The organism is Pseudonocardia sp. Ae717_Ps2 (assembly GCF_001932475.1).
Classification (GTDB): Bacteria; Actinomycetota; Actinomycetes; order Mycobacteriales; family Pseudonocardiaceae; genus Pseudonocardia.
In genome coordinates this window covers 3,542,621-3,556,876 of the sequence record NZ_MCIS01000001.1, presented here as the reverse complement: position 1 = coordinate 3,556,876, position 14,256 = coordinate 3,542,621, and the positions used below count along the sequence as shown (strand labels likewise).

General features: G+C 76.0%; 12 protein-coding genes. 6 read left to right on the top strand and 6 right to left on the bottom strand.

Going from position 1 to position 14,256, the window contains the following annotated elements; translation table 11 throughout:
• Positions 1-35: 35 nt before the first annotated feature.
• The gene (lpdA, locus tag Ae717Ps2_RS16235) at positions 36-1,427 is read right to left on the bottom strand and encodes a dihydrolipoyl dehydrogenase (protein ID WP_075333566.1); all 1,392 of its coding nucleotides are present in this window, start codon (positions 1,425-1,427) and stop codon (positions 36-38) included.
• A gap of 201 nt (positions 1,428-1,628) precedes the next feature.
• Between lpdA and Ae717Ps2_RS16230 the strand changes: the two genes are divergently transcribed.
• Positions 1,629-2,036: a hypothetical protein gene (locus Ae717Ps2_RS16230; protein ID WP_020623515.1), complete on the top strand. Its 408-nt coding sequence runs from the start codon at positions 1,629-1,631 to the stop codon at positions 2,034-2,036.
• A 26-nt stretch (positions 2,037-2,062) separates the two neighbouring features.
• Here Ae717Ps2_RS16230 and Ae717Ps2_RS16225 read toward each other — a convergent pair whose 3' ends face one another.
• Positions 2,063-2,911, bottom strand: a complete 849-nt coding sequence (locus Ae717Ps2_RS16225; protein WP_051050130.1) for an SDR family oxidoreductase — start codon at positions 2,909-2,911, stop codon at positions 2,063-2,065.
• Between the two features lie 80 nt (positions 2,912-2,991).
• Between Ae717Ps2_RS16225 and Ae717Ps2_RS16220 the strand changes: the two genes are divergently transcribed.
• Positions 2,992-3,564 (top strand): hypothetical protein, encoded by a 573-nt coding sequence (locus Ae717Ps2_RS16220; RefSeq protein ID WP_198932198.1) that lies wholly within the window; start codon positions 2,992-2,994, stop codon positions 3,562-3,564.
• Positions 3,565-3,570: 6 nt separating this feature from the next.
• Here the strand turns inward: Ae717Ps2_RS16220 and Ae717Ps2_RS16215 are convergent, their stop codons facing one another.
• Positions 3,571-5,079, bottom strand: coding sequence for a leucyl aminopeptidase (locus Ae717Ps2_RS16215; protein ID WP_075311985.1), 1,509 nt, complete (start codon positions 5,077-5,079; stop codon positions 3,571-3,573).
• Positions 5,080-5,294: 215 nt separating this feature from the next.
• Between Ae717Ps2_RS16215 and Ae717Ps2_RS16210 the strand changes: the two genes are divergently transcribed.
• The 3 genes from Ae717Ps2_RS16210 (at position 5,295) to Ae717Ps2_RS16200 (ending at position 8,985) form a co-directional block, all read left to right on the top strand.
• A complete protein-coding gene (locus tag Ae717Ps2_RS16210) occupies positions 5,295-6,653 on the top strand; it encodes an amino acid permease (protein ID WP_139320178.1) in 1,359 nt (452 codons plus the stop codon).
• A gap of 19 nt (positions 6,654-6,672) precedes the next feature.
• Positions 6,673-7,800: a glycine cleavage system aminomethyltransferase GcvT gene (gene gcvT, locus Ae717Ps2_RS16205; protein ID WP_020623028.1), complete on the top strand. Its 1,128-nt coding sequence runs from the start codon at positions 6,673-6,675 to the stop codon at positions 7,798-7,800.
• A gap of 63 nt (positions 7,801-7,863) precedes the next feature.
• The gene (locus Ae717Ps2_RS16200; RefSeq protein ID WP_075307063.1) at positions 7,864-8,985 is read left to right on the top strand and encodes a branched-chain amino acid aminotransferase; all 1,122 of its coding nucleotides are present in this window, start codon (positions 7,864-7,866) and stop codon (positions 8,983-8,985) included.
• A gap of 23 nt (positions 8,986-9,008) precedes the next feature.
• Here Ae717Ps2_RS16200 and Ae717Ps2_RS16195 read toward each other — a convergent pair whose 3' ends face one another.
• Entirely contained in the window at positions 9,009-9,998 is a 990-nt protein-coding gene (locus tag Ae717Ps2_RS16195) for an Lrp/AsnC family transcriptional regulator (protein ID WP_075307061.1), read from the bottom strand.
• Between the two features lie 115 nt (positions 9,999-10,113).
• Between Ae717Ps2_RS16195 and Ae717Ps2_RS16190 the strand changes: the two genes are divergently transcribed.
• A complete protein-coding gene (locus tag Ae717Ps2_RS16190) occupies positions 10,114-11,556 on the top strand; it encodes an FAD-dependent monooxygenase (RefSeq protein WP_233147585.1) in 1,443 nt (480 codons plus the stop codon).
• 16 nt (positions 11,557-11,572) lie between these two features.
• On the opposite strand, the gene Ae717Ps2_RS16185 is transcribed toward Ae717Ps2_RS16190, so the two are convergent.
• Both Ae717Ps2_RS16185 and Ae717Ps2_RS40385 read right to left on the bottom strand, forming a co-directional pair.
• Positions 11,573-12,397, bottom strand: coding sequence for an adenosylcobinamide-GDP ribazoletransferase (locus Ae717Ps2_RS16185; protein ID WP_075333564.1), 825 nt, complete (start codon positions 12,395-12,397; stop codon positions 11,573-11,575).
• Complete coding sequence (locus Ae717Ps2_RS40385; protein WP_158071504.1) at positions 12,394-14,256, bottom strand: bifunctional adenosylcobinamide kinase/adenosylcobinamide-phosphate guanylyltransferase; 1,863 nt, start codon at positions 14,254-14,256, stop codon at positions 12,394-12,396. The genes Ae717Ps2_RS16185 and Ae717Ps2_RS40385 overlap by 4 nt, the downstream gene beginning before the upstream one ends.

Below are 14,256 nucleotides of genomic sequence, written 5' to 3'. Positions count from 1 at the left end.
GTTCCGCGTGGGTGTTCGGGTCGTGGGGGCCGGGATCAGCCGTGGGTGTGCAGCGGTCTCCCGGCCAGTGCGAGGTGGGCCTCTCCGAGGGCCTCGCTCTGCGTGGGATGGGCGTGGATCAGGGCGGCGACGTCGGTGGGCAGAGCCTCCCAGTTGTAGACCAGTTGCGCTTCCCCGACGAGCTCCCCGATCCGGGAGCCCACCATGTGTACGCCGAGGATGCGTCCGCCCTGTCCGGCGGGTCCCTGGGCGACGAGCTTGACCGCCCCGGAGGTCTTCAGGATCTGCGACTTCCCGTTGCCCGCCAGGTCGTAGGTCAGGGTGTGCACCTCGCCGTGGCGGTCCCGCGCGGCCTGCTCGGTCAGCCCGACCGAGGCGACCTCGGGGTCGCAGTAGGTGACGCGTGGGATGCCGTCGTCGGTGACCGGGCGGGGCGCGAGCCCCGCGACGTCCTCGGCGACGAAGATCCCGTGGGCGAAGCCGCGGTGGGCGAGCTGCAGGCCGGGGGTGACGTCCCCGACGGCGTACACGCCGTCGAGGTTGGTGCGCAGCCGCTCGTCGACGGTCACGAATCCGCCGTCCATCGCGACGCCGGCCTCGGCGAAGCCGTGACCGGTGGTGTTGGGGCCGCGGCCGACCGCGACCAGCAGCAGGTCGGCCTCGATCTCCTCGCCGGACTCCAGCGACACGGTGACGGTGTCGCCGCTGCGGGTCGCCGTCGCGAGCCGCACCCCGGTGCGGGTGGTGATCCGGCGACGCCGGAACGCCCGCGCGAGCTGGGTCGAGCAGAACTCGTCCTCGTGGGGCACGAGCCGCGGCAGCGCCTCGACGACCGTGACCTCGGCCCCGAACGAGCGCCAGACGCTGGCGAACTCGACGCCGATCACGCCGCCGCCGAGCACCACGACCCGGCGCGGGGCCTCGTCGAGGGAGATCGCGGCGTCGGAGGTGACGATGCGGTCGTCGAGCTCCAGGCCGGGCAGCGACCGGGCGTAGGAGCCGGTGGCGAGCACGACGTGGCGGCCGGTGATCCGCTCGTCGCCCACCCGGACGGTGCCGGGGCCCTCCAGGGTGCCCGCGCCGGGCACCACGGTGATCCCGCGGGAGGCGACCAGGCCCTGCAGTCCCGTGTACAGCCGGGAGACCACGCCGTCCTTGTAGGCGTTCACCCCGGCCATGTCGATGCCGTCGAAGGTGGACCGGACGCCGACCTGCGCGCCGTCCCGGGCGTGGTCGGCCACCTCGGCCGCGTGCAGCAGTGCCTTGGTCGGGATGCAGCCGCGGTGCAGACAGGTGCCGCCGAGCTTGTCCTTCTCGACCAGGACCACCGACAGGCCCAGCTCCGCGGCCCGCAGCGCGCAGGCGTAGCCACCGGAGCCGCCACCCAGGATCACCAGGTCGGCGGAACGAGCGCCCGGGTCGGACACCGATCAGCTCCCTCCGGGGGTCACCGCCGGTGGACCGGCTCCGCCGGACGGGACCCCGCTACGCGGCGACCATCTTGTCATCCGGTCGCGGCTGCGCCACTGGGGTGTCGGGAGCAAAACGGTGATCCCGTTCGTTGGGCACCTGGAGCTACCGTGTCCGGTTCGTAGGGGTGGGACCGGATCGAGGAGAGGATGACGCGCATGGGTCTGCTCGACCTGTTCCGGTCACGGGGACCGTCGGGTGCCAGGTCCGGCCGGGGATCCGGCTCCGGGGGGAGGCGTGGCGCGTACGCGGAGGGGGAGGCGCACCTGCGTGCGTGGTCGGCCGCCCGGATCGGGGTCGAGGCCTTCGTCGAGCCCCGCACCACGGTGACGGAGACGACCGTGGTCTTCGTCGCGCACGACGGCGAGTGGACCCGCAGGCGGGTCGCGAGCCCGAACGCGGCGAAGAAGCTGGCCCGGTCGCTGCAGATGCCGATCTACGACGTGCAGCTCGTCGGCTACCCGAACCGGATGCGCGAGCACGACGCCCGCGACCGCGCCCTGCGCAAGCGCGAGCGCCAGGAGCGGATGCTGCGCGAGCTGCGGGCCAAGGACCGCGACGCCTGACGGTGCGGATGTAGGTGGGACCCGGGTCAGGGGCGCAGTGAGCGGGCGCGTCGCTCGCCGAGCGCGCGCATCGCGGGCTCCAGGCGCAGCGCGGGCCCGGGGGCCAGTGCGGTGAGCCGCAGCAGCGCACCCCGCCAGGCGGGCAGCGTCCGGTAGACCCGGCCGGTCCCGAACATCCCGACCAGCGCCGTCGCGACCTGCTCGGGGGTGACCAGCACCCCGGACCGCACGAGCGCCTGGCCCTGGCCGCCGGGCGTCATCGACCGCAGCAGCTCGGTGTTCACCCCGTCCGGGCACACCGCGTGCACCCCGATGCCCTCCCGCCGCACCTCCGAGGCCAGCGCGGACACCACCGACAGCGCGCCTGCCTTCGACGCCGCGTACACCGACAGTCCCGGTACCGGCCCGAGGCCGGACAGCGACACGGTCACCCCGATCTCGCCGCCCCGGGTGGTCCCCGCGTCGGCCTGCTCGCGGAACGCGGTCACCGCGGCCCGGGCACCCCAGATCGGGCCCAGCAGGTTGACCTCGACCAGCGCGCGGGCCCGGTCCTCGGCGATGTCGGTGACGGTGCCGTCGAACCCGACGCCGGCGTTGCTCACCCAGGCGCCCAGCGGCGCGAGCTCGCGGGCCCGGGCCACCGCCGCCGCGGACGCCGCGGGGTCGGTGACGTCGCAGGCGGTGCCGGCGGCCGCCCCGATCCGGGCCGCGGTGGCCCGTGCCGCTGCCTCGTCGAGGTCGGTGACCAGCACCCGGTAGCCGCGCCCGACGAGCTCCCGGGCGATCTGCTCGCCGATGCCGCGGGCCGCGCCGGTGACCACCGCGGAGCGGGGCGAGTGCGCGGGGACCTCGTGTCGACGACGCTGCCGGCTCATGCGCGGCAGTATGCCCTACCCGCGGGTAACCCCCGGCCCGGTGTCGCGGCCGGTGCCCGGCAGGGCCAGACTCCGGACCCGTGACCGCCGCGATGCACCTGCCCCGCTTCCTCGTCCGCCAGCGGATCACCCTCGGCGTGAACCGCTACGACGTGCACGCCGCGAACCCCGACGGCAGCGCGGGGGCGCTCATGGCGTTCGCCCAGCAGAAGCGGTTCGCCTTCAAGGAGCAGGTCACCTTCTGGTCCGACGACACCCGCTCCCGCGCGGTGTTCTCCTTCCGCGCCCGCCAACGCCTCGACGTCCGCGCCGAGCACGACGTGTTCGACGAGCACGGCCAGGTGATCGGCACCTTCGGCAAGCGGTTCGGGGCGAGCCTGCTGCGCTCGACCTGGACGCTGACCGCGCCCGGGATCGCCGCGACCGGGCGCGAACGCAGCCTGGGCGTCGCGCTGCTGCGCCGGGTCGCGGAGAACCTGCCGCTGCCGTACCACTTCGACGTCACCGACGACGCCGACGGCACCCTGCTGATGAGCAGCGGCCGGCGGTGGTCGCTGCGCGACTCCTACGACGTCGCCGTCCCGGACCCGCGCGTCGACTTCCGCCTGGCCGCCGCGTTCGCCGTCGCGCTGGACGCGTTGCAGGAACGCTGAGGCCGGTCAGCCGTTCGCTGCCACGTCCTCCAGGAACGCCAGCAGGGTGCGCACCGGGACACCGGTGCCGCCCTTGGTCGTGTAGCCGCGCGGCCCGCCGGTGTTGAACGACGGCCCGGCGATGTCGATGTGCGCCCACGGCAGCCCGGCGGGCACGAACTCCTTGAGGAACACCCCGGCCAGCAGCATCCCGGCGAACCGCTGCCCGCTGACGTTGCTGATGTCGGCCACCCGCGAGTCCAGGTCGCTGCGCAGGTACTCCGGCAGCGGCATCGCCCAGGCGTCCTCGCCGGTGGCGGCACCGTGCGCGGCGACCCGGTCGCGCAGCTCGTCCGACCCCATCACCCCGGCGGTGCGCATGCCGAGCGCGACCAGCTGCGCGCCGGTCAGCGTCGAGGTCTCCACCAGGTAGTCGGGGTCGTCCTGGGCGGCGCGGACGATCGCGTCGGCGAGGATCAGCCGCCCCTCGGCGTCGGTGTTGAGCACCTCGACGGTGGTGCCGCCGAACATGGTCAGCACGTCGCCGGGCTTGTACGCCGTCGACGACGGCATGTTCTCCGCCATCGGCACGGTCGCGGTCACGGTGACCGGCAGCTCCAGCTTCGCGGCCAGCACGACGGTCGCGACGACCGCGGCCGCCCCGCCCATGTCCGAGGTCATGTCGGCCATGCCGGCGTTGGGCTTGAGCGAGATGCCGCCGGTGTCGAAGGTGATGCCCTTGCCGACGAGCGCGACCCGCTTCGACGGGGCGGCGCCGCCGTTCCAGGTCAGGCGGACCAGCCGCGGCGGGTTCGCCGACCCCTTCCCGACGCCGGTGATGCCGCCGTAGCCGTTCTCCCGCAGCTGCGCGTCGTCGAGGACCTCGGTGACCAGGCCGGCACGCTCGCCGAGGGCGACCGCGTGCGCCGCGAAGGTCTCCGGGACCAGCACGTTCGGCGCGGTGTTGACCAGGTCCCGCGCGGTGACGACGGCCTCGGCGACCAGCGTCGCCCGCTGCACGGACCGGTCGTCGGTGCCGGTGAACGACCAGCTGCCGACCGGGGCGGCCGCGGCGTCGGTCGAGGTCCGGTGCCGGTCGAAGCGGTAGCCGCCCAGGACGGCGCCGACGACCGCGGCCTCGGCGTCGACCGCGGACAGCGTGCTCAGCGCCGAGCCGGTCCCGGCCAGCGCGCGGGCGGCGGCACCGGCGCCGCGCCGGACCGCCTCGGACGCCTTCGGTCCCTCGGCCGGGCGGCCCAGACCGACCGCGACCAGCCGTGGCGCGGACAGCGCCCCGCGGGTCGGCAGCGAGACGACCTGCTCGGCCTTGCCGGTCGCGCCGACGGTGGTGAGCAGCTCCAGCAGCTCCCCGGAGAACGCGGCGTCGACGCCGTCGGCGCCCGCGGCCAGGGCCGGGCCGGTGCCGTCGGCGGCGTCGGCCGCGGGGGCGTACAGACCGACCACGACGGCGTCGACGACCGCCTCCGTCTCGGCACCGCTGTGCGCGGCGGTCTGGGGGAGGGTCGGGACGTCGATCGGCACGGGTGGCACTCCTCGGGTCGGACGGGAACGGTGGGTATCGGACGAGTGGTTCCGCCTCGCCCGATCTCACCCTGCGTGGCCGGTGCGCGTGTCCTGTGCGCCGGGCGGGTGGGGAGCCGGGTGGCGGGCGGGACGACGAGACCGGACCGAGATGGTAATGACACCCCCGCGGCGCCGCGCGGCACAGGGGTGGATGGGAAGGTGAACGGGTGCCTCGCCCCCCGTACCGGATGCCGACCGTGACCGCGGTCGTCGTCGCCCTCGCGGCGACGTTCGGTACCGGGCTGTACGCCGCGCTCGGGCCCGCTGCGGCGTCGGCGGGCACCTGGTTCCCGCTCGGGGTGCTGCTCGCCGCGCTGCTCGCGCTCGGCGTGGTCGCCTCGACCGCGCACCTGTCGCTCGCCCGCCCGGCCGGTCCGGAGCTGGCCCGCGGTGACCTGCCCGCCCCGGCGCTGCGGCTCGGGGCGGTCGCGCGGGTGACCTCGCGGGTCGCCGCCGGGTCGGCGGCGGCACTGGTGTTCGGCGCCTACGTGCTGCCGACCCAGCCGGTGACGATCGCGGTGGTGGCGGTGCTCGCCGTCGTCGCGGTGAACGCCTTCGGGGTGCGGATCTCGCACGGCGCCGCGCGCGGTCTGGTGGTGGGCACGCTGCTCGCCCTGACCGTCGCGATCGCGGTGGGCCTGAGCTCGGAGGGGCCGCAGGCGGTGCTGTCCTCGGCGATGCCCGCCGCGGCGACCGGGGCCGGCATCGCCGGCGACGGCGCCGGGACGCCCGACGACCCGGCCGTCGCCACGCTGCAGGCCGCGATCGAACCGGGCCCGCTCGGGGTGCTCGCGGCCGCCGGGTTCGTCTTCCTCGCCTTCACCGGTCTGTCGCGCGTCGCCGAGCTCGGTGGCAGCCTGCGGGACCCGGTGCGGGCGATCCGCCGGGCCCCCGCGCTCGCGGTCATGATCACGACGCTGCTGCTGCTCCTGCTGTCGGCGGCGCTGCTGCGCGGGCTCGGGGCGTCCGGGCTGGCGTCGGCGTCGGCTCCGCTGGCCGCACTGATGGACACCAGCAGCAGCGCCCAGGTCGGGGTGCTGGTGCGGATCGGGGCCGCCGCCGCCACGATCGCCGCGCTGCTCGGTGCGCTCTCGCGGGCCGCGGCCGGGGCCGCCCGGCTGTCCCGCGAGGGGGAGCTGCCCGCGTTCCTGGGGCGGGGCGGGTCGCGTGGCACGCCGTGGGTGGCCGACCTGACGCTGGGGGCGCTGACCCTGGCGATGACCCTGCTGTTGTCCGCGACGACGGCGATCGTGGTCACCGTGGTCGCGGCCCTGGTCCACCACGCGGTGGTGCACGCCGCGGTGCTCCGGCTGCCGGGGCGCCCGGTGCGGGCGGCGGTCGTCGCCGTCGCCGGTGGGGTGGGGTGCCTGGTCGTCGCCGCGGCGATGCCGCTGTGGCCGCTGCTCGCGACCGTCGGGGCGCTCGCCGCGGGCTGGCTGCTCTGCGCGGTCACCGCGCGCTCCCGTGCTCGTGCCGCGGACGAGGAACCCGTGCGCCGCACCGATCCCGAGGAGCAGGCGGCCTGAGGCCGATAGGGTCGGGCGCGTGACCGACGAGCTCCTGCCCAGCCCACTGCACGACCGGCACGTCGCCCTCGACGCCACCCTCGGCGAGTTCGGGGGATGGTCGATGCCGATCTCCTACCCGGGCGGCACCGTCGCCGAGCACACCTCGGTCCGGGAGACGGCGGGACTGTTCGACGTCAGCCACCTCGGGACCGTCCCGGTCACCGGGCCGGGGGCGGCCGCGCACCTGAACGCCTGCCTCACCAACGACCTCGGCCGCATCGGCCCGGGCCGGGCCCAGTACACCCTGGCCTGCGACGCCCGCGGCGGCGTCGAGGACGACATGATCGTGTACCTGGCGGCCGACGACGACCTGCTGCTCGTCCCGAACGCCGCGAACTCCACCCGGATCGTCTCCGCGCTCGCCGCCGACGCCCCGCCCGGGGTCGTGATCACCGACCGGCACCGCGAGCTCGCGGTGCTCGCGGTGCAGGGCCCCCGGTCCCGCGAGGCGCTGGTCGCGGCGCTCGGTGCCGCGGGCGACGCCGTCGCCGGGCTGGACTACATGGCCTTCACCGACATCGAGGGCGGCCTGGGCGACGGCGGCGTGCGGATCTGCCGCACCGGCTACACCGGCGAGCTCGGCTACGAGGTCGTCCTCGCCGCCGGGGCCGCCCCCGCGATGTGGGACGCCCTGCTCGACGCCGTCCGCGCGGTCGGCGGCGGGCCCTGCGGGCTCGCCGCGCGGGACACCCTGCGCACCGAGATGGGCTACCCGCTGCACGGCCACGAGCTGTCCACCGAGATCAGCCCGGTCCAGGCCGGGAGCGGCTGGGCGGTCGGCTGGGACAAGCCCGCGTTCTGGGGCCGCGACGCGCTGCTGGCCGAGCGCGCGGCGGGCCCGGCGCGGCGGCTACGTGCGCTGCGGGCGACCGGGCGCGGTGTCCCGCGGGCGGGCATGACCGTCCTGGACGGCGAGGGCGGCAACCCGGTCGGCGTCGTCACCTCCGGGACGTTCTCGCCGACGTTGCGCACCGGCATCGCGCTGGCCCTGGTCGACACCGCACCGCAGGTGGCCGTCGGGGACACGCTGGTGATCGACGTCCGGGGCCGTGCGCTGCCGGTGGAGGTCGTGAAGCCGCCCCTGGTGCCCTCGCACGTGCGGTGACCCGTTCCGATGGTCGGGAATCCGACTGTCTGCCGGATGGACGCCGGCGATACCGTTCGTGTCATGAGCGCGCCGAAGTTCTCCGTGACCCGCAACCCCGCCCCGGCGTCCCCCCAGCGGCGCGCCGACGTACTGGCCGCCCCTGGTTTCGGCCGGTACATGACCGACCACATGGTGACGATCCGGTGGACCGCCGGGACCGGCTGGCACGACCCGGCGGTCGTGCCCTACGGCCCGCTGACACTGGACCCGTCGTCGATGGTCCTGCACTACGGGCAGGAGATCTTCGAGGGGCTCAAGGCCTACCGCCAGCCCGACGGCTCGATCGCCTCGTTCCGCCCCGACGCCAACGCCGCCCGGTTCGCCGGCTCCGCGCGCCGGCTCGCGATGGCAGAGCTCCCCGAGGAGCTGTTCCTCGCCTCGCTGTCCGAGCTGCTCGCCGTGGACTCCGAGTGGGTGCCCGAGGCGGGCGGCGAGGACTCGCTCTACCTGCGGCCCTTCATGATCGCGACCGAGGTCGGGCTGGGGGTGCGGCCGTCGTCGGAGTACCTCTACGCGGTCATCGCCTCGCCCGCCGGGCCGTACTTCGCCGGTGGGGTCCAGCCGATGGACGTGTGGCTGGAGACCGAGTACACCCGCGCCGCGCTCGGCGGCACCGGCACCGCCAAGTGCGGCGGGAACTACGCGGCGTCGCTGCTGCCGCAGTCGGTCGGCGCCCAGCACGGCTGCGCCCAGGTCGCCTACCTCGACGCCGAGGAGCGCCAGTGGATCGACGAGATGGGCTCGAACAACCTGTTCTTCGTCTTCCGCGGCGACGACGGCTCGGTCGAGATCGCGACGCCGGACCTGCGCGGCTCGGTGCTCGCCGGCATCACCCGGGACTCGCTGATCACCGTGGCGGAGGACCTCGGGATGTCCGTGGTCGAGCGCCGCATCTCCGGCCAGGAGTGGCTCGGTGGTGCCGCGAGCGGCGTGCTGACCGAGGCGTTCGGCTGTGGCACCGCCGCGGTGATCACCCCGATCGGGACGGTCAAGCACAGCGGCGGCGAGGTGGCCATCGGCAACGGTGAGCCCGGCCCGGTCACCCTGCAGCTGCGTGACGCGCTGACCGCGATCCAGCGGGGTGCGGCCCCGGACCCGCACGGCTGGATGCACACGCTGGTGCCGGCCTCCGCGTCGGTCTGAGACGCGCAGTCGGGCGGCGCGGTCTAGTGGCGGGGCCGTGCCCGTGGCACGGTTCCGCCGCCGACCTCCTTGACGATCCGGATCACCGGCGCCGTCTCGACGTGGGCGACGGACGGCAGCGTCGCGACCTGCTCGGTCAGATATCGGTAGACCCCCCGCTGGTCGGCGCAGAGCACCGTGGCGCACAGGTTCGTCGGGCCCGTGGTGGCGGCGGCGAAGGCGACCTCGGCGTGCCCGGCGAGGGCCTCGCCGACGGGAGCGAGGTCTGCCGGCGGCACCGAGAACCAGCACAGGGTGCGCACACCGCGGCCGAACAGGCGCGGGTCGACATCGAGATCGACATGAACCGCTCCGCGGCGACGTAGCTCGTGCAGCCTGCGACGCACGGTCGAGGCGGACCAGCCGGTGCGTGCGGCCAGCTGCTCGTAGGTGCTGCGTCCGTCGTCGGCCAGTGCGGCGACGAGCTCGCGGTCGCCGTCGTCGAGGCGGACGGGCCCGCCCGGTCCGTCCGGCGGTGCGGGTCGCAGGCGGGCGGCGGCAGCCGCGTCGAGCGGCCCGAGCTTGGCCACCGGGCTCTCCGCGCCGCCGTAGAAGGTGTGCAGCACCGAGTGCGCGCTCACGGCCTCCACCCGTGACGTGCGGGGGAGCCGGTCGAGCAGCAACGTCTCGCTGTCCGTGTCGTGTTCGGCGCGCACTGCGCACACGATCTCGGTACCGCCCGAGGTGAGCATCACCCACGAGGTGTCCGGTCGCCGCGCGAGTGCCTCCGCGACGGCGACGGCGGCGGACGGCGCACAGCGCACGCGCAGGAACCACTCCACGGCGCCGGTCGCGACGGCGGCCGGGCGGCCCACGACCCGGATCGTTCCGGTCGAGCGCAGCCGGGTGTAGCGCCGGGCGACCGTCCGCTCGGAGACCTCCGCCACCTCCGCGATGAGGCTGAACGGGGCCCGGCCGTCGAGCGCCAGCGCGTGCGCCAGCCGACGGTCGATCTCGTCGAAGTCGTCATCCATCACCTCGGAGCCTACGGCGCCGGAATCCGCCGGATCCGTGCGGTTCAGCGGCGGTGATCACCGAACACGGTGAACAGTCGGCTCGACGCGGACACACCGACCCGAGGAGCTTCCGATGACAGACCCCGTGGACACCGAGGTACTCGTGGTGGGGGCCGGGCCCACCGGTCTCGTACTGGCCGAGGAGCTGCGCCTCGCCCAGGTGCCGTTCGTCCTGGTCGACCGGTTGGCCGAGCGCAGTACGCTGTCCAAGGCCGGGGGGATCCAGCCCCGCACCCAGGAGGCGCTCGACCAGCGAGGCCTGCTGGAGCTCCTGCTCGCCCAGGACTTCGCCCGGCCGGTCCCGGCCCACTTCGCCGGCATCCGGCTCGACGACCCCGATGAGCGGCTGGCGTGGCGTACCGCGCCGCAGGTGGAGATCGAGAAGCTGCTGGAGGGGCACCTCGCCACGCACGGCGTACGTGCCCGGCGCGCGTGCGAGCTGACGGCGCTCACCCAGGACGACGACGCGGTCACCGCCCTCTGCGCCGACGGCACCACACTGCGCGCACGCTGGCTCGTCGCCGCCGACGGCGGACGCAGCACCGTGCGCTCCCTTCTCGACGAGCGGTTCCCCGGCACTCCGGGGACGGTGACCGTCGTCGCTGCCGACGTCCGGCTCAGCGGTGAGTACCAGCTCGTCACCCACACCCGTGGCGACGACGGGACCTGGACCGAGATCTTCCCCCTCGGCACCGACCGGCAGGGGCGCCCACTGCACCGCCTGGCCCTGGGCGGGCCACGCTCGCGGCCCCGCGACGTCCCCGTCACCGAGGAGGAGATCCGCGACGGCCTGCGGGCGGTGTACGGGACGGCCGTGGAGCTGCTGGAGACCAGCTACGCCTACCGGATCACCGACGCCGCCCGCCAGGCCGCCCGCTACCGGCACGGACGGGTGTTCCTGGCCGGCGACGCCGCCCACGTCCACCTGCCCCTCGGCGCCCAGGGCATGAACACCGGCATCCAGGACGCGATGAACCTCGGGTGGAAGCTCGGCGCCGCCGTGCACGGCTGGGCCGGGCCCGGACTGCTCGACACCTACCACGACGAGCGCCACCCGGTCGGCGCCGCGGTCCTGCGCAACGTCGCGGCCCAGAGCCTGCTGATGGACTGGGCCGGCACCGGAACCCCCGGCGTCACGGCGGCCCGGGACCTCGTCGTCGAGCTGGCCGCGCTGCCTGAGGTGCGTCGGAGGCTGACCGAGACGCTCTCCGGCCGGACCGTCCGCTATCCGATGCCCGGCGTGGGAGAGCACCCGCTGGTCGGTCGTCCCGCCCCCGACGTCGACCTCGGTCCGGCCCGGCTCCACGAGCTCCTGCGCGCCGGTCGTGGTGTGCTCGTCGATCCCCGGGGCCACTACGGCGAGCAGGAGCGCCGCTGGAGCGGCCGGATCCAGCGCGCCGGCCGGGGCGCCGACACCGACGCCCTGCTGGTCCGGCCCGACGGCTACGTCTGCTGGGCCGGCGACCCCTCGACCCTCGACGTCGCCCTCGGCCGCTGGTTCGGGGAACCGCGGTGACCCGCTCGGCGGCCCGTCAGCCCGGGAGCGCGGCCGCCAGCACGACGAGGACGGCGGTGCCGCCCACCTCGCAGGCCGCGCCCAGCACGTCGCCGCTCATCCCGCCGAACCGGCGCCGGGTGTGGTGGGCCAGCCCCACCACCAGCAGCGCCGCGAGCAGGACCGCCCCCACCACGGCCGCCGTCGTCACGACGGTGCCCGCCGGACCCGTCGCGGCCAGCGTCACGGTGGCGGCCGAGGCCAGCCCGGCCCACCACAGCGGCGCCACCCACACCGGCTGTGACCCGGCGACCGTCGCACCGAGACCACCCGGGCGCGCGGCGGGCGTGCCGCGGCGCGCGACCCAGCAGAACCCGGCGCGCCCGGTCGCCGCGGCCAGCGCACAGACCACCAGCACGACGACCGGTGGCGCGGCCACCAGCTGGGCGAGTGCCGCGGCGCGGGCGCCCAGCACCACCAGCAGCGTGACGACGGCGAACGGCCCCGCCCCGCCGTCGGCCATGATCCGCAGCGCCCGCTCCGGCGGTCCGTAGCTGCCCAGACCGTCAGAGGTGTCGGCGATGCCGTCGACGTGCATCCCGCGCGTCGCCAGGGCACCCGCCCCGACCGTGAGCAGGCCCGCGACCAGTGGGGACACCCCGGCCGCGACCAGACCGGTGAGCAGCGCCCCGCCCGCGACGCCGAGCCCGGCACCGACCAGCGGCGCCCAGCGCAGCGCGGCCGCGGCGACGCCGTCGGGCAGCGCGCCGTCGTCGGCGGTGCGCACCCGGGCCGGCACGACGGTCAGCCAGCTGACCGCCAGCGCGAGCCCGGCGAGGGGGCCCGGCCGGGGTCCGCTCACCGCCCGGCGCCGGCCGCCGCGGTCACGTCGCCCGGCACGACGCCGGTGTCGCGCGCCGTCCCGGTCTCGGCGAGCAGCCGCGCCGCGGTCACCAGCAGCGGCAGCGCCGTCACCGCGGCGGTGCCGTCCTCGGTGCGCACCGCCAGGTCCAGCAGCGGCACCAGCGACAGGTGCTCCAAGACGAGCGTCGCGGCCGGCTCGGTCGACGGCTGCGCCGCGACCCACCAGTCCTTCGCCCCGGGGGCCAGCTCGTCGGCCAGCAGCGCCGCCGCGCCGACCGCCAGACCGTCGAGCACCGCGGGCACCTTCCGCTCCGCGGCCCGGGCGAGGAACCCGGCGAGCACGATCAGGTCCGTGCCGCCCACGGTGCGCAGCAGCGCCAGCGGATCGCGCAGGTGCGGACGGGCCCGGCGCAGCGCGTCGCGGATCGCGACGGCCTTGCGCATCCAGGCGCGGTCGTCGATCCCCGACGCCCGCCCCACGACGGCGACCGGCTCGGCCCCGGTCACGGCCGCGACCAGCGTCGCGGCCGGGGTCGTGACGCCGACGGCGAGCGTCGCCGGGATCAGCAGGTCCGCCCCGGCGTCGATCTCGGCGTCGGCCAGCCGGCGCCCGGTCAGCCACGCGGTGGTGGCGCGCTCACCGTCGAGGGCGTCCTCGCGGTCGATCCGGCCGGTGCCGTGGGCGACCAGCCAGCCCGGTTCGGCACCCTCGGCCCCGGACACCAGCCCGACGTCGACGACCCGCACGGTCGCCCCGGCGGCCCGCGCGGCGACGGTCACCGGCAGCCGTCCGGCCGCGGCGGCGGTCGCCCGCACCGCGGACACCTCGGGCGGGTAGGCCGAGACACCGTTCGCGGCGATGCCGTGGTCGGCGGCGAGCAGCAGCACCCGGGCGCGCACCGGGGCCTGCGGCGGGCAGACGCCCTGGCAGGAGGCCAGCCACACACCCAGCTCACCGAGCCTGCCGAGCCCACCGGTGGGCATCGCGAGCCCGTCCACCAGCGCGACGGCCTCGCGGCAGCTGCGGGAGTCCGGCCGCCCGACGGTGACCGGGACGATCTCGACGTCGGACTCCGACACCGAGTCGGGCGTCGGCGCGGCCCCGGCGACGGCGCCCGCGGCGGCTCCGGTCGCGGGGACGACCGCACCCGGCACCCCGGCCGGGGTGCCGGCGACGTCCCCGGCGGGATCCGCGACCTCCGTCGCGGCGATCCCGGCAGCGGGGACCTCGGGCTCCGGGGTCTCTGCTGCCGGGACTTCGGTGACCGGAGCCGGAGCGACGGCCGGAGTCCCGGCGGTGCCACCCGGGGGCAGCGCGAGCGCCCGCCCCGCCACCACCAGCACGACGTCGTCACACACCCGCGCGACGGCGGCGTTCAGCTCGCCGAGGCGGTCGCGGAACAGCCGCCCGGCACGGGTGTCCGGCACGACGCCCAGCCCGGTCTCGGCGGACACCAGCACCAGCGGCCCGGGCGCGGCGGCGACCGCGGAGACCAGCCCGTCGACGGCGGCGTCGACGCCGGCGGGCACGACCGGGGCGGCCCAGGCGCCGGCGTCGTCCAGGACACCGGTCAGCCAGGTCGCCAGGTCGTCGACCAGCACCGGGCCGGGCCGGGCGAGCGCGGTGGCCAGCTCGGTGCCGACGACCTCCTCGGTGGTCCAGTGCGCGGGGCGCCGGGCGGCGTGCGCGGCGATGCGCGCGTCCCAGTCGGTGTCGCCGGGGATCCGCCGACCGGTCGCCAGGTAGCGGACCGCCGCGTCGCAGGGCAGCCCCTCGAGCAGTTCCTCGGCGTGCCGCGACTTGCCGGAGCGCGTGCCCCCGAGGACGAGTGTCCGCAGTTCGACGGGAGGAGTCAC